Source organism: Sellimonas intestinalis, assembly GCF_001280875.1.
Taxonomy (GTDB): domain Bacteria; phylum Bacillota; class Clostridia; order Lachnospirales; family Lachnospiraceae; genus Sellimonas; species Sellimonas intestinalis.
Window position 1 is genome coordinate 61,115 of sequence record NZ_LGAJ01000004.1, and the last position, 18,109, is coordinate 79,223.

Sequence of the window (18,109 nt, forward strand, 5' to 3'; positions counted from 1 at the left end):
GTAAGACTATGAATTATTCTATGGTATTGTATGTCGTAGGGTGGATTCTCAATTTTGAGGCCGCTTTTATGCTTCCTTCCTGTCTGGTAGCCTGCATCTATCAGGAAAAAAGCGGTCTGGCCTTTGTAGCTGCCATGGTGGTTGCGCTTGTGGTCGGGATTCCACTGACGATCCGGAAGCCGAAGAGCAGAGAGTTTTATACTAGGGAGGGCTTTACAAGTGTAGCCCTTGGTTGGATTGTACTGAGTATTGTCGGAGCAATTCCGTTTGTACTAAGCGGATCTATTCCGAATATGGTGAAGGCACTGTTTGAATCTGTATCCGGGTTTACGACGACCGGTTCCAGTATCCTGACAGATGTGGAGGTGGTGCCCCGCTGCGTACTGTTTTGGAGAAGCTTTACGCACTGGATCGGAGGAATGGGAGTCCTTGTCTTTATCATGGCGGTCATGCCCTTGATCGGAGGTAAAAATATTAATCTGATGCGTGCAGAGAGTCCGGGACCGTCTGTCACAAAGATGACGTCCCGCATCAAGAATACGGCGAAGATTCTTTATCAGATTTATCTTGTAATGACCGTGATAGAGATTCTTCTTCTTCTGATAGGGAAGATGCCGCTTTTTGATGCACTTACGATTTCCTTTGGCACGGCGGGCACCGGAGGATTCGGAATCAAAAATGACAGTATAGCAAGTTATTCTCCATACTTACAGTATGTGGTTACAATTTTTATGATTTTATTTGGGATTAACTTTAACTTTTATTTTCTGCTGCTTTTGAAAAAGCCCATCGAAGCCTTAAAAAGCGAGGAGGTTCGGTGGTATTTTGGCATTATTGCTGCATCGATTCTGGTGATCTTTGTTTATGTCCGGTCCATCTATCCAACTGCGGAGGAGGCGTTCCGTCATTCTGCGTTTCAGGTGGGATCGATTATCACCACCACGGGATTTGCCACGACAGACTTTAATCTATGGGCACAGGTACCGAGGACGATCCTTGTCATGCTGATGTTCATCGGTGCCTGTGCAGGAAGTACCGGAGGCGGTATCAAGGTATCCAGAATCCTGATCCTTGGAAAGACAATCAAAAAGGAGCTTAATCAGCTCGTACATCCGACTGGTATTAAGAAACTTCAGATGAACGGGCGTCTGATTTCCCACGAGGTGCTCAGGTCGGCTAATGTCTATATGATGGTCTATCTTTTGATTTTTGCATGTTCGGTTCTTATTGTGGCGATGGATAATTTTGACCTGGTGACAAATTTTACCGCAGTGGCGGCAACATTAAACAATGTTGGTCCAGGTCTGGAATTGGCCGGCCCGACAGGCAATTTCAGCCAATTCAGCAACCGCTCGCTTCTGGTGATGATTTTTGATATGCTCGCCGGAAGACTGGAGCTTTTCCCGCTTCTGCTGTTATTCCATCCGATAGCATGGAGAAAGTTTTAGCGTGTAAATCAGGATTCATCGAGAGAGTGGGAGGGACAGCATTTTTAGCCGCTGTCCCTTCTCTTTGTAAGATGTACAGAGGAAAGTGTCATTCCTATCCGCAGGATGACAGTAGCATATCGATGGCGTCCAGAAGCAATGCTTTTTCCTCCGGAAGATGACCTTGGATCGTGTAAGTATTGAGGACGGTGGTGTCGTGGAACATACAGTCTGTCACAGCCAGATTTTCAAGGAGAATTCGCTCTTCCCACAGCATTTCCGCATCGTTCATCATATCAAAATGTCCCTTTTTTACATCTTTATAAAGGGGAGTATCTTCCCAGAGCTTAAGTTTCAGGCACCAAATATCCGCAGGATGAAGCTGGTTTAACAGTCTTGCGGTGGACAAGGCGTGATGGACGGAAAAGTGCCGTCCCCCGAGTCCTAGAATGATGGTGACATAGTATTCAATTCCTACGTCTTCCAGTCTGCGAAGCTGGGTCAGCATATCCATAGAGGTGACGCCTTTTTTTTGTTCCAGGAGGATAGAGTCACTGCCGCTTTCCAGTCCGATATGGAGTGTTGTAAGTCCCATCTGGTGAAGAAATCGAAGCTCCTCGTCAGTTTTCCGCGCAATATCGTCTATCCGGGAATACATGGCAAATTCGTGGATATTTGGCATGTACTGGTCTGTCATGTCAAAAATCACGCTCAGCTTTTCATAGTCCAGAACAAACGCATTTTCCCCGAGTAGGAAGAGCCGGTAGGCATCAGGCCGGAACTGTCCCAGGATCTGCATGTTACGGCGGATTCTTTCCAGGGAATGGATATGGAACGGATCTTTAGCAAAGTCGCAGAAGCGGCATTTGGCGTGGCTGCACCCAAGAGCCACCTCCAGAGCGGCGCTTTTCTGTTCGCTTGGCGGCAGATAGATTGTGTCATGGGTATAGATAGAAGCAAATAATTCTTCTTCTGTCATTATAGGACCCCCTTTCTTTGAAAAGATACTACAGGAAGATAAATCAGCGGGTCAGACCGCTAAGCATCTCAAAAAATCCCGGGTAGGAGACATCCACACACTGCTCTTCCTGGATGTGGGTTTCTCCCTGGGCAGCAAGGCCTGCTACGGCAAAGGCCATTGCAATGCGGTGATCCATATGAGGATGGATCGTAGCGCCTGCTAATGGTTTCCCACCGTGTATGATCATGCCATCATCGGTCGGTGTAATGTCAGCGCCCATAGCCCGTAAGTTTTCAGTTACAGTTTGTATCCGGTCAGTCTCCTTGACTTTCAGCTCAGCGGCATCCCGGATGATAGTGGTGCCGTCAGCAAAGGCAGCCAGAACAGCGATCATTGGAATCTCATCGATGAGCGTTGGGATGATGGAGCCTTCAATACAGGTACCGGTAAGGCTGGAATGACGCACCAGAAGGTCTGCGGTCGGTTCGCCGGCGCCATCTTTTTGATTCATGTAAGTGATATCAGCGCCCATGGACTTGCAGACTTTGAGGATGCCGGCGCGGGTGTCGTTGATTCCTACATTCTGGATGAGTACCTCCGATCCTGGGACCAGAAGTGCCGCCCCGATAAAATAGGCAGCAGAAGAAATATCTCCCGGCACGAAAATATCCTGGGCGTATAGCTCGTCACATGGTGAGATGGTGCTTTCGGCTTTGCCGCTTTCCAGAAGCGTTGTGTGAAGAACAGCGCCAAACTGAGAGAGCATCAGCTCGGTATGGTTTCTGGAAAGAGAAGGTTCCAGGATGGTGGTCGAACTGTCGGCATAAAGCCCTGCCAGCAAAATGGCGGATTTTACCTGAGCCGACGCCACCGGGGATTCATAGCGGATGCCGTGAAGACATGGTTGTCCCTGAATCATCAGAGGGGCACAGTCATTGCCGGACAGACTTTCGATACGGGCTCCCATCATGGAAAGGGGGCGGATGATCCGTCCCATCGGGCGGGAGTTGAGTGAGTCATCACCGGAAAGGAATGAGGTGAAGGACTGTGCGCTTAAAATCCCGGAGATAAGCCGGGTTGTTGTACCGCTGTTTCCCACATTAAGAGTGCCAGACGGGGCAGTAAGGCCGTGAATCCCTTTCCCTTGGACGAGAATCCTTCCGTCGGTTTCTTGCTGAATATCTATTCCCATCTGCCGGAAACAACCGATGGTAGAGAGGCAGTCTGCACCGTTCAGGAAGTGGCGGACGGAAGTGGTACCCTTCGCCAGGGCACCAAACATAATGCTTCGGTGAGAAATAGATTTATCTCCCGGTATCGTAATCTCCCCATGGAGCGGGGAGGAAGTTTTGATCTGTTTCATAAGTAGTCTCCCTTATCATATTTTTCCTTATTCTAATCAGGATCGTTCATAGACAGTGTAGCGATGCCGCCTTAATACCTGTGCTGCCTGTTCCTGTGCCGATGCCTCGTAGAATTCGATACGCAGAACGCCCTCTTCAAATTCGCGGTTGTGGACGATCCCGATATTTTTGATGCTGATCAGATTGGAGGCCAGGATCGTGGCAATTGTCGCGATTCCGCCTGTCTCGTCGATGATATCACAGTAGATGGCAAAGAGCTTCTTGATCGGTCCGGCGGAGATATCCGGCACGGAATTTCGATAGCTTCTGGAGGAATCAAAGAAGCTGTAAATCCCCTGGGAATCACCCTGATCGATCATGGCTTTTGCCATGTTCAACGACTCGATGTAGTTTCCGAGAATCTGGGAGATATATTCCCTGTTTGCCGTCAGGATATGCTCCCACATGGTTGGGGAGGAGGAGGCGATCCTCGTGATATCCTTAAACCCGCCGGCAGCCAGAAGCTTCATCAGTTCGTCCTTCGTGTCGTGGTCCCGGACGAAATTGACGAGGCTGGATGCAATCACATGGGGGAGATGACTGATGGTGCCCGTCACATAGTCGTGGGTCTTACAGTCCAGTGCAACCGGAATGGCCCGGAGCGATTGGATAAAGTCAGAAAACGCCTGCACCTTTTCTTTTTGCTCCGGTTCGGACGGCGTGAGAATATAGTAGGAATTCTCAATCAGTACCGACTTAGAATTGGCGTAGCCCGATTTTTCTGATCCAGCCATCGGGTGACCGCCGATAAAGAAATCAGAAAGCCCAATTTTTTCTACTTCCTCATGGATTGGTGTTTTGACGCTTCCTACATCGGTCAGGATCGTCTGCTTTGACAGAAATGGCTTTACCTGGCTTAAATAGGCAGAATTATATATGACTGGCGCGCACAGAAAAAGATAGTCGCATCCTTTGAAATTTTCGTCAATGACAGTGACCGCCGTGTTGATGACGGATTCTGCGGTGGCAAGTGCCAGCGTTTCCCGGTTTTTATCAAATGCGATAATTTCGCTGTCCGGATAATACTGGCGGATGGCTTTTGCGATTGATCCGCCGATCAGTCCAAGCCCGATGAATCCTGTTTTCATAGTTGAGTTCTCACCTTTCCTGATCTGGTTATTTCCTTATATTTTAAGAGATTTTTGTGTCTTTGTCAAAATACATCTCAAATTGCTGTACAAAATGATTAGAAAAGGAAGGACAGAACGCCAATTCAGGAATGGGGTAGCCTGATCCTGATACAAGTATCAATCAATTCCGTCCATCCATGATAGTTGAACTGTTACAAAAACATTGTGAATATTCAATAAAAGAGTTGTAAAATAACTAAAAATTTAGTACAATATACACATGGTTACTGTAAAAACAAACGCAGTAAAATCGAGCTAGACAATGAAGGAGGCAGCACTATATGAAAGTTTACAGGACGGATGAAATCAGAAATGTTGTTTTGTTAGGTCATGGCGGAAGCGGAAAGACGAGTCTTGCAGAAGCAATGGCCTATGTATCAGGCGCAGTAAACAGGATGGGAAAAGTAGGCGACGGAAATACCATCAGCGATTTTGATAAAGAAGAACAGAAACGTGGATTTTCTATCGGAACAAGCCTGATACCGATCGAGTGGGAGAAGGCAAAGATTAATGTGCTGGATACACCGGGTTACTTCGACTTTGTAGGAGAAGTAGAAGAGGCGGTCAGCGTTGCGGACGCGGCAGTGATCGTTGTTTCCGGAAAGGCAGGCGTGGAAGTCGGCACTGAAAAGGCATGGGATCTCTGTGATAAGTACAATCTTCCTCGTATGATCTATGTGACCGAGATGGATTTAGACGATGCAAGTTTCCGTCAGGTAGTGGAAACGCTCCGTGAGAAATACGGTAAGGTGATTGCGCCGCACTTCATGCCGATCCGTGAAAATGAGAAGCTTGTGGGCTATGTCAACATTATCAAAAACGCAGGACGGCGTTACACCGATATCGGTAAGAGAGAAGAATGTGAGATCCCGGATTACTGTATGGACTACTTGCAGCAGTACAGAGAGGCGCTCATGGAGTCTGTAGCGGAGACAAGCGAGGAGTTTCTGGACCGTTATCTCTCCGGAGAGGAGTTCTCTGTGGAGGAGATCCGTTCTGCTATGCGTACAGAAGTCATGGATGGTGACATCGTTCCGGTGGCAATGGGATCTAATATCCAGGCTCAAGGCGTTGCGAATCTGCTTTCTGACATTGTACGTTTTTTCCCTAGTCCGGCAAACCGTGAGTGTGTCGGCATGAACCGTAAGACAAACGCGATCTATGAAGCGAACTATGACTTTGCTAAAGCAAAAAGTGCGTACGTATATAAGACGATGGTAGATCCGTTTATTGGAAAATATTCCTTTATCAAGGTATGTTCCGGCGTGATCAAGGGCGATGATGTGCTGTATAATGCAGATACAGACGCAGAGGCAAAACCAGGCAAGATCTATACGATGCTAGGCAATAAGCCGGTAGAAGTCTCAGAGCTGTTTGCGGGAGATATCGGAGCCATCGCGAAGTTGACAACAACAAAGACCGGAGACACCCTCTCCACAAAGAATACTCAGATCACATTCGCAAAGACGGAATACTCTCAGCCGTATACTTATATGAAATATACGACAAACTCTAAGGGAGATGAAGATAAGGTATCCCAGGCACTCTCCAGAATGATGGCAGAGGACGTGACGATGAAGGTTGTCAATGATACAGAAAATAGACAGATCCTTCTCTACGGTATGGGCGATCAGCATCTTGAAATTATCGCTAGTAAGCTTGCCTCCAGATATAAAGTTGCGATTACCCTAGAGAAACCAAAGGTAGCATTCCGTGAGACGATCCGGAAGAAATCCGATATCGACTCCAAGTATAAGAAGCAGTCCGGCGGACACGGACAGTACGGACATGTCAAGATGACATTCGAGCCGTCCGGTAACCTGGAAGAGGCATTTACATTTGAAGAGAAAGTCGTAGGAGGAGCGGTTCCGAAGAATTACTTCCCGGCAGTAGAAAAGGGGCTTCAGGAAGCAGTATTGAAAGGACCTCTTGCTGGATATCCGGTTGTGGGCATTAAGGCGACATTATACGATGGATCCTACCATCCGGTAGACTCTTCAGAAATGGCGTTTAAGACTGCTACCATCCAGGCATTTAAGAAAGGTATTATGGAGGCGTCCCCGGTACTGCTTGAGCCGATCGTATCTTTGAAAGTGACAGTGCCGGATGAATATACCGGAGACGTTATGGGAGATTTGAATAAACGTCGTGGACGGGTACTTGGTATGACTCCGGTCAATGGAGGAAAACAGGTGATCGAAGCCGATGTTCCGATGATGGAGCTTTATGGCTATTGCACGACTTTGCGTTCCATGACAGGAGGACGCGGCATCTATGAATACCAGTTTGCAAGATATGAGCAGGCTCCGAACGACGTTCAGGAAAAAGAGATTGCAAACAGAGCGGCAGAGGAATAAAAGCCTGCTGAAGAGTGCAGACGAGACGAAAAGTAATAAAAAGAGACTTTGAGATCAGGTACATAAGAAAGGGTCCGGTACTACGAAAAGGAACGTAGTGCGGGACCCTTGTTTTCCCCGAAAAAGAGTGCTATAATTGCTATTCATAACCAGATATTTTAACAACAAGAAGAGGAGACATTATGAAAAAGACAAAAACGAAAATTTTGACAGTTCTTGTTCTGATTTTACTGGCGGGAATCTATTATTATGTCAAGCTTCCGGCGATTAATATCCATGCGGATGGCTTCTGGATGTTCCTTCTGGTGGTGATAGCGGCGGTGGCTGTCTTTTATATCGGACGGCGGAGACTATTCCGCAAAGAGGATATCAAGGCTTCTGGGATCGCAAAAGGGCTGATTGGGCTATTTCTTCTGGTAGTAGCGGTATATCTGGCAGGGACGTTGTTGTCCTCCCCGATTATCAATGCCAAGAAGTACCAGAAGCTTCTTAATGTAGAGAATGGCGATTTTCAGACGGACATCAAGGAGCTTTCTTTTGATCAGATCCCGCTTCTCGACCGGGATTCTGCGACCCTGCTTGGAAACAGGAAGATGGGAAGCATGGTGGATATGGTATCCCAGTTTGAGGTGGATGAGCTCTACAGTCAGATCAATTACCAGGATAAGCCGGTGCGGGTATCCCCGCTTCGCTATGCCAATGTGATTAAATGGTTTACGAATCAGTCCGAAGGTATTCCGGCATATATCCGGATCGATATGACGACTCAGTCTACAGAGCTTGTCATGCTGGACGAAGGAATGAAATACTCCACAAGCGAATATTTCAACCGGAACATTCACCGGCATTTGCGGTTCCGGTATCCGACCTACATCTTTGGAGAGCTGAGTTTTGAGATTGACGACAACGGAGTTCCGTACTGGGTAGCTCCGGTGAAGAAGTTTAATATCGGACTCTTTGGAGGAGAGACGGTCGGACGTGTTGTTCTTTGCAACGCCATCACCGGGGAGACAGAAGATTATGCGATCGATGAAGTGCCGGAGTGGATTGATCATGCATACGATGCGGATCTGCTCGTACAGCTTTACGATTATTACGGTACACTGAAACACGGATTTTTCAACAGTATTCTGAGCCAGAAAGACTGTCTCAAGACAACAGATGGTTACAACTATCTGGCTATTGATGATGACGTCTGGGTTTATACCGGAGTTACGTCGGTGAACGAAGATCAGTCCAACGTCGGTTTCGTTCTGATGAATCAGAGGACGATGGAGACGAAGTTTTACGAGGTAGAGGGAGCGACAGAGAATTCTGCCATGTCCTCAGCAGAGGGCCAGGTGCAGAACCTGCATTATAAAGCGACATTCCCTTTGCTTCTGAATATTTCCGGTGAACCGACATACTTTATCGCACTCAAGGATGACGCGGGACTGGTGAAGAAGTACGCCATGGTCAATGTACAGAAATACCAGGTAGTTGCCATCGGTGATACGGTCAGCAAATGTGAAGAGAGCTACACAGAGCTCATGCAGGAAAATGGAATTGAGACGGACGACAGTAGCGCCGCAAAGGAGACGAAAACGATTACCGGGGCGATTACCAAGGTCGCGCAGGGTGTCGTGGATGGGGATTCCCATTTTTACGTGATGGTGGAAGGCTCCGATGAGATTTTCGACGTATCAGTAGTGAATTTCATAGATATCATCAAATACGACGTCGGCCAGCAGGTGACGATGGAGTATCAGGAAGGAGAAAAGACGAACGTGGTACTTTCCCTCAATGGAGAGGAGAAAAATCCGATTAAAGAAGAGGAAGACGAGGAGACCGACAGCAACGACGAGGCAGCAGTCCCGGAAGAAAAATAAAAGGATTCTCAAGAATGTAAAAAAGAAAGAGACGGAAAATCATTCCGTCTCTTTCTTTTGTAAACGGGACAACGCCGGATCAGGTAAGGTAAGGACTCTTTCGGCAGAAGTCCCGCCAGCCGGTGTGATTAATTCAGATAAGCGCATCCCTCAGCGTCAACGAGCCTCAGTTCTTCTTTTCCCGCACTGATGCTCACATAGAAATCCAGATCACATTCTTTTGAAATTTTTTTCAGCTTTTCCAGAAATTCCGGGATGTCGTCAAGAGAGATATGTGCATGTTTCAAAATGGCGTCGATGAAGATCGCCTTAATATCGTGATCTGCACTTGTCATACCATAAATAAACCCAAGATATGCATCGATGTTATCGATTGCTTCATAGTCGTCCATGCAGATTGCACGAATGTCGAAAGATAAGCTGTATGTATCGCGGTGGCTCTTCTTGATAAAGATTACGTGTCCATCGGACTCCTTTGCCGCTTTGTTGGCAAGTTCAATCATCTGTTGTGTCTTTCCGCTGCCTTTCGGGCCTGTCAATAAATTAACCATATGCATTATCTCCTTTAGCTATATATTTTTCTTACTGAAATGACTTGTGATTATTATACACCCAAGAGGGATTTTAAACAATCCTTTTTTGTCAAATTCCACAAAACAAGCTCGAAAAGAATGAGGGAATCTTGACAAAAAGAACGGATGTGGGTACAATGAACTGGTATTTAAAGAAGTAGAGAAAAACGATCGATGAGGAATAGTAAGGGCTGATGTTTTTTCAGAGAGTCGCCGGGGGGTGTGAGGCGGCAGGACAGACGCTCCCAACTCGCCTCGGAGTTCTTCCGGTGAAGAAAGTAGCCGGGAGCGGTTAGTCCCGTTACAGACGAGAGGGCGTCGGTTCTTATGGAAGCGGCGAAGAAGAGTGGTACCGCGTGAGCTTTTGCTTTCGTCTCTTGCAGATGTCAGAGACGAAGGCTTTTTTATTGTGTTCATGTAGAAGCGAGCGAAGGCAAAGATTTGAAAATTCAAAGTATTCTAATTTATAAGGAGGAAAGAGAAGATGCCGACACCATATAATCACAAGGCAATCGAGAAAAAGTGGCGTACACGCTGGAAAGAGCATCCGGTGAATGTTCAGGAAGACGAGAGAGGAAAGCATGAGAAGTATTACTGCCTCGACATGTTCCCATATCCGTCTGGAAACGGTCTGCACGTAGGACACTGGAGAGGATATGTAATTTCCGATGTATGGAGCCGTTATAAACTGCTCCAAGGTTACTATATCATTCATCCTATGGGGTGGGATGCGTTCGGCCTTCCGGCAGAGAATTACGCCATCAAGATGGGAGTGCATCCGGCGAAATCAACAGCAGAAAATGTAAAAAATATTAAGAGACAGATTAATGAGATTGCGGCTCTTTATGACTGGGACAGAGAGGTCAACACAACGGATCCGAATTTTTACAAATGGACCCAGTGGATCTTTGTAAAGATGTTTAAGGCAGGACTCGCTTACGAAAAGGAGTTCCCGATCAACTGGTGCCCGTCCTGTAAAACCGGGCTGGCGAACGAAGAGGTTGTCAATGGAAAATGTGAGCGCTGCGGTACGGAAGTGACGAAGAAGAACCTCCGTCAGTGGATGCTCAAGATCACCCAATACGCAGAGCGTCTTCTGAATGATCTGGATAAGCTTGACTGGCCGGAGAAAGTAAAGAAAATGCAGACAGACTGGATCGGAAAATCATACGGTGCGGAAGTTGATTTTCCGGTTGATGGAAGAAAAGAAAAGATCACTGTTTATACGACAAGACCGGATACCCTTTATGGGGCGACTTTCATGGTACTTGCCCCGGAACATGCTCTGGCAAAAGAGCTTGCAACCGATGAGACAAGAGAAGCAGTAGAGAAATATATCTACGATGCGTCCATGAAATCAAATGTAGACCGTCTTCAGGATAAGGAGAAGACCGGAGTCTTTACAGGAAGCTATGCCATCAATCCGATGAACGGTGCGAAAGTGCCGATCTGGCTGTCCGACTATGTACTGGCTGATTATGGTACCGGAGCGATCATGTGTGTACCGGCCCACGATGACCGTGACTTTGCATTTGCAACGAAGTTCCATATTCCAATCATCCAGGTGATCGCCAAAGATGGAAAAGAAATTGAAAATATGACGGAAGCATATACAGAGGCTTCCGGAACCATGATCAATTCTGGAGAATGGAATGGGATGGAGTCTGCTGTCCTGAAAAAAGAAGCCCCGATAATGATCGAAGAGAAAGGCATTGGAAGAAAGACAGTCAACTACAAGCTTCGTGACTGGGTATTCTCCCGTCAGAGATACTGGGGAGAGCCGATCCCGATTGTTCATTGTCCGGACTGTGGAGCCGTACCGGTTCCGGAGGATCAGCTTCCGCTGACCTTGCCGGATGTGGATTCCTATGAGCCGACGGGAACCGGGGAGTCCCCTCTTGCGGCGATCGACTCCTGGGTGAATACGATCTGCCCGGTATGTGGAAAGCCGGCGAAAAGAGAGACCAACACCATGCCGCAGTGGGCGGGTTCTTCCTGGTATTTCCTTCGTTATGTAGATCCGCACAATAACGAGGAACTTGTTTCCAGAGAAAAAGCAGACGCCATGCTTCCGGTCGATATGTATATCGGTGGTGTAGAACATGCGGTACTGCATCTTCTGTATTCCCGTTTCTACACGAAATTTTTGAGCGACATCGGCGTAATCGATTTTGATGAGCCGTTTATTAAGCTCTTTAACCAGGGGATGATCACCGGAAAGAATGGAATCAAAATGAGTAAGTCGAAAGGAAATGTCGTATCCCCGGATGATCTTGTGAGAGACTACGGATGCGATTCTTTGAGAATGTATGAACTCTTTGTAGGACCGCCGGAACTGGATGCAGAGTGGGATGATAGAGGAATTGACGGTGTATACCGTTTCCTGAATAAGCTGTGGAATCTTGTGATGGACAACAAAGAGAAAGACATCAAAGCGTCCAAAGAGATGCTTAAGCTTCGCAATAAGATGGTGTACGACATCACAACCCGTTTGGAAAGTTTCAGTCTAAATACGGTGATCTCCGGATTTATGGAGTACAACAATAAGTTCATCGATCTTGCAAAGAAAGAAGGAGGTATCGATAAAGAGACTCTTTCCACGATCGCAGTCCTCCTGGCTCCATTTGCGCCGCATATGGGCGAAGAACTCTGGGAAGAACTCGGACACGAGGGAAGTGTATTCCATGCAGGATGGCCGACCTATGATGAAGAGGCGATGAAAGACGATGAGATCGAAGTGGCTGTACAGATCAATGGTAAGACAAGAGCGGTTGTGACGATCTTTGCAGAAGCCGGAAAAGAGGAAGCCATCGCAGCCGGAAAAGAGGCGATCAAAGATAAACTGACCGGAAACATCGTAAAAGAGATTTATGTGCCGGGAAGAATTATTAATATTGTTATGAAATAATGGAGAAGAAACTCTCATATTTTTAAAATGGAGTAAATTGGGAGTAAAAGTTGAAAGAAAATGGAGTAAATGGCGTGGATAATGAAACATTATCTGCGTCATTTTTCTATAAAATGATGTAAAGAAATGCAGAATATGATAAACTAAATGAAACAAATAGATTCGAACTTTATGAGGTGGTGGGACTCATGTTGAAAATAAGTTTTAAAGCACAGCTTATGATTGCTGCTATTATAGTCATTGGAGGCTTTGTATTTTCCCTATATTTCGAGAATGATATATTTTATAATTTTACATGGGCGTTTGTAGGTGTTCTTTTCTTTATTAACCCTGTTTATCCTGAAAGTAAGGTACATTTGGAAGAAGTAAAAGCCCAAAAAGCAATGCGAATTGCGGCAGTTGTTGTTTTTTTTGCCGGAATAACGAACGGATTTGGTGTATAACTTCCGGTTGCAAAATTGATTATATTACAAGAAAGGGAAGAGTAAGATTATGAATTCGACAAAATGAAAAGCAATGGGGGATTGGGAGTAAGGTGAAGATGCTGTAAGGAAGCAGTTTTGCATATTCTTTATTTTTCATATTTACATCTCGAGCTGATTGTGCTATTTTTAATAAAGAAGTTATTTAGGGAGGTGGCTTGATGACGGCTGTGCGTAAATAATAGGGCAATAAATTTTGATATTCATGTAAATGGATTGTTTTTTTGTCGTGTTCATTTGCGTATGGTGATGGCAGCTACCTCTTTACGAGATGGTTTATTTTTCGTATATAAAATCGTATGATGGTGAAAGTACCGGGGGTACTTTTGACTGCAATGACACTGACAGGATAGCTCTCCATGAACGAGTTATCTTTTTTTATTGTCCTGATAAAGTGGGAACAACAGCAGAAAAGAGGAAAGGAAATATGAATCGGGAAAATAAAAAAAGAAAATATGAAAAAGGTTACTATAAAAATCATCCATGCACAGAAAGTTTTATTTGTAAAAACTGTGGCCGCCTCGTTGTTTCAGCGGGGGCAGGAAGCAATCACCGAAATCACTGCCCGAATTGCCTGTGCAGTATGCATGTAGATCATGAACCGGGAGACCGGGAATCAGATTGCGGAAGTATTATGGATCCGGTAGCGGTATGGGTGAGAAAAAATGGAGAATGGGCGATCATCCACCGTTGCAGGAGGTGTGGAGCGTTGAGTTCCAATCGGGTGGCGGCAGACGATAATCCGATGAAACTTATGTCCATTGCCATGAAGCCACTATGTTCCCCGCCGTTCCCACTGGAGCGGATAGAAGAAATGACAGCACTTATGGGAGGAGATGGAAAGTTACACGGATAGACAAGTAAGAAGAGAATCTGCACCCGAAGCTATTTTATAGTTTTCGGGTGCTTTTTCAACTTTTACTTGATGTAAGTTTGTGCTACAATAAAACGTAGATGGAACAAGTAACATGCAGATTCTGGAAAAAGAAAGGAAGAGATTGTGTGAAACCACTGTATCGGACTATATTATTTACAATTATATTTGTTCTTTCGTACTGCATCGTTTTCTTTTTGATGAGACACGAGATAGATCTGGTAGTGCTTGCGGTTCTGACCGTCGTGCAATTCATTCTGAATTTTGTGATTTATACGGTGCTGGAGAAGGTGGATAAGTCCTGAAAAGGGAAGAAGATACATCCGGTTCATCAATATAAAGAGACTGCGGCTGTAGTCTTTCAAAAACCGCCAGTTTGGGAAGATTATTGAAATTGATGGAAGTGTATTTTGGCGGAACAGAAATTTTTGTAAAAAAAGACTTTCAAAATCCACAGGAAACGAGTATAATAAAAAACTGTCTGAAAAATATGCACATAAGACAGGAGAAGAACGATGAGAGAGGTATATGTGAATATTGGTTCTGTGGAAAAGGCCAAAGGACTCAACGGAGTTTTGAGAAAACTGGAGGGAGATTTCGATCTGGTGCAGGGCAGAGCTACCATTGATGCGAAATCTTTTCTGGGAATCCTTAGTATGGATTTGTCCCAGACTGTGAAACTGATCATCCATGACAGTGACTCGATCGACATGGCGCTTCTGAAAGAATATATGGCATAAAATGGGGCCGGGAGACCGGCCTTTCATTTACCATTGACTAACCGGCTTTCTTTTTTATATGATGAGTAAAAGATCACCGGACGGCAGATACTAAGTCTGTCAGGCGGAAAAAGGAGGGATCGGTATGCTTGCTTTGACAGACGTAAAGCCAGGATGTGAGTGTATGGTTAAGTGGTTCTTTGCAGATAGAGATATCGAAGAGAATATGAGGTGTCTTGGGATCGGGCAGGGAAGCCGCCTTCAGGTGGTGAGCAGGTCGAAAGGACATTTGATTATTGCTCCGGAGAATGGGAGACGGATTGCATTGTCTGAGGACATTGCAAAGCGAATTAAAGTATAGAGAGAAAAGAGCGGAGAGAGACTGATTGAGTCAGTCCTCTCTGTCTTTTTATATTCGCGCCGGATTTTGCAGATGTAGCAGCTCACATTTCATAGATGGTTCTTGTACATGGAATAGCCGTATAGTATAATAAATAAAAAGGGCTTTGGCCCTCAGAAAGCCGCAGCCCGAAGGGAGAAGATTGTCATGCAGGAGTTAAATAAGCTGGAGACATTGCGGGATATTATCGACAAAGGAGAATACATTGTCGCTCTTTGCGGATCAGGCATGATGGAAGAGTGTGGAATCCATCCGCTGAAAGACCAGGACCGGGCCTACCGGATCGAGGAGAGGTATGGACGCTCCCCGGAGTACCTCTACACGGATGCCTTTTTTAATACACGTACCGAAACCTTTTATGACTTTTATAGGAATGAATTATTGGTAGATCTGGAGCCTACGGCTTCGACCTATACCTTGGCGGCCATGGAGCGGGCGGGGAAGCTCAAGTGCATTATCTCAAGTAATATTTACGAGCTTAGTGAGCGGAGCGGCTGCCACAATGTCATCAATCTTCACGGAAGTATTTATCAGAACCATTGCCAGAAATGCGGCAAAAAGTATTCCGTTGACTACATCAGACAGGCGAGGAAGGTTCCATACTGTGAGGCGTGCGGCGGAGTGATCCGGCCGGATGTATCTTTCTTCGGAGAGATGCTGGACAGTGAGAAGCTTTCCAGGACGTTGGAAGAGATTGAAAAGAGTGACGTACTTTTGCTGCTTGGAACATCACTGAGTTCCGATGTGTTCCGCAATTACATCAAATGTTTTGAGGGAAGTAAGATTGTACTGATCCATAATAAGGAGAAACTGATGGATGAGAAGGCGGATCTTCTGATCTACGACGAACCGAAGAACGTACTTCCCAAACTTGGTTTTTAAAGACGGGTAGAAAAGGCTGCTGTCAGGTCACAGCAGTCTTTTTCTTGCATTGACGCAAAGAGCAAAATCCCTTATCATAATCTGGTAAGACTTGAGATACAAGGAAAGAAAAGACAGGAGCGATAGACATGAATATTATCAATATTGAGCATATCAGTAAGCGGTTTGGAGATAAATTTCTGTTTGAGGACGCCTCTTTCGGGGTGCAGGAGGGGGATAAGATCGGGATTGTCGGAATCAATGGAACCGGAAAGTCGACGCTTCTTCAGATGATTGCAGGGGAGGATGAGCCGGATGAGGGTCAGCTTGTCCGCCAGAATGGCAAAAAGACGGCATACTTGCTTCAGAGTCCCTGTTTTGAGGGCTGTACTACCATTTCAGATTACGCATTTGCTGGGGATACGGACGGAGGATGGAAGGTGCAGAGTAATCTGACGAAGCTTGGGATTTTTGACTATATGGCAGAGCTTAACACTTTGTCCGGCGGCCAGAAGAGAAAGGTAGCACTTGCCAAGGTGTTGGCAGAGGATGCGGACATCCTTCTCCTGGATGAGCCGACGAACCACCTGGATGAAGAGATGATTCTCTGGCTGGAGGACTATCTGAGAGCTTACCGGGGCGTTGTGTTGATTGTGACCCACGACCGGTACTTTTTGGATCAGGTTACGAACCGGATTCTGGAGGTAGACGACGGAAAGTTCTACGGGTATGAGGCTGGATACTCCGGTTTCCTGGAGCTGAAAGCCAAGAGAGAAGAAATGGAGTTGGCTTCAGAACGGAAGAGGAAGAGTGTTCTCCGTATGGAGCTGGAGTGGGCGAAACGGGGCTGTCGGGCGAGAAGCACGAAACAGCGGGCGAGACTGGAACGGCTGGAAACGTTGAAAAACGGGAAAGCGCCGGAGGCGGCAAAGACTGTGGAGACTGCCAGAATCAGCACCAGGATGGGAAGGAAGACCATAGAACTGCATCATATTTTCAAAGGATTCGGTGAACGGACTCTCATCCGGGATCTGGATTATATTATACTACGGAATGAGAGACTGGGGATCATAGGTCCGAATGGCTGTGGGAAGTCGACCTTGTTAAAGATGATTGCGAGGCAGATTACTCCAGACGCCGGGGAGATTGAGATCGGGGAGACGATCCGGATCGGCTATTTTGCCCAGGAGGTACCAGATATGGATACGGATGCCAAGGTCATCGATTACATCCGGGATTTTGGGGAGTATGTGCAGACGGAAGAGGGGAAGCTTAGTGCCTCTGCGATGTTGGAGCGTTTCCTCTTTCCACCGGAGATGCAGTATGCTCCGGTGTCCAAGCTCTCCGGCGGTGAGAAGCGTAGGCTCTATCTATTGAGTGTGCTGATGCAGGGGGGCAACGTCCTCCTTCTCGATGAGCCGTCCAATGATCTGGATATCGCAACCGTGACGATTCTGGAGGACTATCTGAATTCCTTTGATGGAATTGTGGTTGTCGTATCCCATGACCGGTATTTCCTTGACAATGTAGCGGACCGGATTTTCGAGATGGACGGTCAGGGTGAGATTCGTCAATACGAGGGAGGATACACGGACTATTTGAATGTCAGACGCTCAAAAGAAAAGGCGCTGACAAAGGGCGTACAAAATTTGCGTAAAAATGAGGACAGCAGTTCGAAAAAACCGCGGCATACGAAGCTGAGATTCTCCTACAAAGAGCAGAAAGAGTATGAGGAGATCGACGGAGTGATTGCCGATTTGGAAGAAAAGCTGGAAATGTTGGATCAGGAGATGGTGAAGTTTGCCACTAATTCCATAAAGCTCACCGAACTGACGAAAGTGAAAGAGGAGACCGAGCAAGCGCTGGAAGAAAAGATGGAGCGCTGGGTCTATCTCAACGACCTGGCTGAGCGGATTGAGGCGCAAAACGCAAGGTAAGGAAATCCGTGCTTACAGCAGATCGCCATATATAAAGCGCACAAAAATCTTCGTTTTGAAACAGGTTTGGACCCGGATTTTTGTGATTTTGTGCAAAGCTGAATTGTTACATAATAACGAAAAAGATTTAGTACTTTACTTGACAAAAGAAGGATTCATTGTTACAATAAAAAAACAGAACGCACTCTGTTTTTAGAAAAGAAAGTAGAG

The 18,109-nt window shown here is 46.2% G+C and carries 15 protein-coding genes and 1 other annotated feature; of the genes, 11 read left to right on the forward strand and 4 right to left on the reverse strand.

From position 1 onward, the window contains the following. The first annotated feature begins 8 nt into the window (after positions 1-8). The gene (locus tag AOA56_RS05350) at positions 9-1,448 is read left to right on the forward strand and encodes a TrkH family potassium uptake protein (RefSeq protein WP_053769121.1); all 1,440 of its coding nucleotides are present in this window, start codon (positions 9-11) and stop codon (positions 1,446-1,448) included. Positions 1,449-1,542: 94 nt separating this feature from the next. Here AOA56_RS05350 and AOA56_RS05355 read toward each other — a convergent pair whose 3' ends face one another. Genes AOA56_RS05355 through AOA56_RS05365 form a run of 3 tightly spaced genes read right to left on the reverse strand, consistent with a single transcriptional unit; the run spans position 1,543 to position 4,879 of the window. Continuing rightward, positions 1,543-2,406 carry a radical SAM protein gene (locus AOA56_RS05355; protein WP_053769122.1) on the reverse strand — a complete coding sequence of 288 codons (864 nt, stop codon included), beginning with the start codon at positions 2,404-2,406 and terminating at the stop codon, positions 1,543-1,545. A 43-nt stretch (positions 2,407-2,449) separates the two neighbouring features. Then, on the reverse strand, positions 2,450-3,751 hold the full coding sequence (gene aroA, locus AOA56_RS05360; RefSeq protein WP_053769123.1) for a 3-phosphoshikimate 1-carboxyvinyltransferase: 1,302 nt from the start codon (positions 3,749-3,751) through the stop codon (positions 2,450-2,452). Positions 3,752-3,787: 36 nt separating this feature from the next. Next, the gene (locus tag AOA56_RS05365) at positions 3,788-4,879 is read right to left on the reverse strand and encodes a prephenate dehydrogenase (RefSeq protein ID WP_053769124.1); all 1,092 of its coding nucleotides are present in this window, start codon (positions 4,877-4,879) and stop codon (positions 3,788-3,790) included. Positions 4,880-5,202: 323 nt separating this feature from the next. Between AOA56_RS05365 and AOA56_RS05370 the strand changes: the two genes are divergently transcribed. Beyond that, positions 5,203-7,278 carry an elongation factor G gene (locus AOA56_RS05370; RefSeq protein ID WP_024732220.1) on the forward strand — a complete coding sequence of 692 codons (2,076 nt, stop codon included), beginning with the start codon at positions 5,203-5,205 and terminating at the stop codon, positions 7,276-7,278. A gap of 182 nt (positions 7,279-7,460) precedes the next feature. Continuing rightward, complete coding sequence (locus AOA56_RS05375; protein ID WP_048621555.1) at positions 7,461-9,146, forward strand: hypothetical protein; 1,686 nt, start codon at positions 7,461-7,463, stop codon at positions 9,144-9,146. Between the two features lie 128 nt (positions 9,147-9,274). Here AOA56_RS05375 and AOA56_RS05380 read toward each other — a convergent pair whose 3' ends face one another. Beyond that, the gene (locus tag AOA56_RS05380) at positions 9,275-9,697 is read right to left on the reverse strand and encodes a P-loop NTPase family protein (protein ID WP_024732221.1); all 423 of its coding nucleotides are present in this window, start codon (positions 9,695-9,697) and stop codon (positions 9,275-9,277) included. A 182-nt stretch (positions 9,698-9,879) separates the two neighbouring features. Beyond that, positions 9,880-10,099, forward strand: a binding site (T-box leader). A 103-nt stretch (positions 10,100-10,202) separates the two neighbouring features. Between AOA56_RS05380 and leuS the strand changes: the two genes are divergently transcribed. From leuS to AOA56_RS05415, 8 genes are all read left to right on the forward strand, one after another. Continuing rightward, entirely contained in the window at positions 10,203-12,626 is a 2,424-nt protein-coding gene (leuS, locus tag AOA56_RS05385) for a leucine--tRNA ligase (protein WP_048621556.1), read from the forward strand. Positions 12,627-12,814: 188 nt separating this feature from the next. Then, the gene (locus AOA56_RS05390; RefSeq protein ID WP_238117754.1) at positions 12,815-13,069 is read left to right on the forward strand and encodes a hypothetical protein; all 255 of its coding nucleotides are present in this window, start codon (positions 12,815-12,817) and stop codon (positions 13,067-13,069) included. Positions 13,070-13,535: 466 nt separating this feature from the next. After that, positions 13,536-13,964, forward strand: coding sequence for an RNHCP domain-containing protein (locus AOA56_RS05395; protein ID WP_024732223.1), 429 nt, complete (start codon positions 13,536-13,538; stop codon positions 13,962-13,964). Between the two features lie 146 nt (positions 13,965-14,110). Further along, positions 14,111-14,287, forward strand: coding sequence for a hypothetical protein (locus AOA56_RS15820; protein WP_155200432.1), 177 nt, complete (start codon positions 14,111-14,113; stop codon positions 14,285-14,287). Positions 14,288-14,497: 210 nt separating this feature from the next. Beyond that, positions 14,498-14,722: a hypothetical protein gene (locus AOA56_RS05400; RefSeq protein WP_024732224.1), complete on the forward strand. Its 225-nt coding sequence runs from the start codon at positions 14,498-14,500 to the stop codon at positions 14,720-14,722. Positions 14,723-14,846: 124 nt separating this feature from the next. Continuing rightward, entirely contained in the window at positions 14,847-15,062 is a 216-nt protein-coding gene (locus AOA56_RS05405; RefSeq protein ID WP_024732225.1) for a FeoA family protein, read from the forward strand. Between the two features lie 186 nt (positions 15,063-15,248). Continuing rightward, entirely contained in the window at positions 15,249-15,983 is a 735-nt protein-coding gene (locus tag AOA56_RS05410; protein WP_048621559.1) for a Sir2 family NAD-dependent protein deacetylase, read from the forward strand. Between the two features lie 128 nt (positions 15,984-16,111). After that, positions 16,112-17,899: an ABC-F family ATP-binding cassette domain-containing protein gene (locus AOA56_RS05415; RefSeq protein ID WP_053769125.1), complete on the forward strand. Its 1,788-nt coding sequence runs from the start codon at positions 16,112-16,114 to the stop codon at positions 17,897-17,899. Positions 17,900-18,109: the final 210 nt, after the last annotated feature.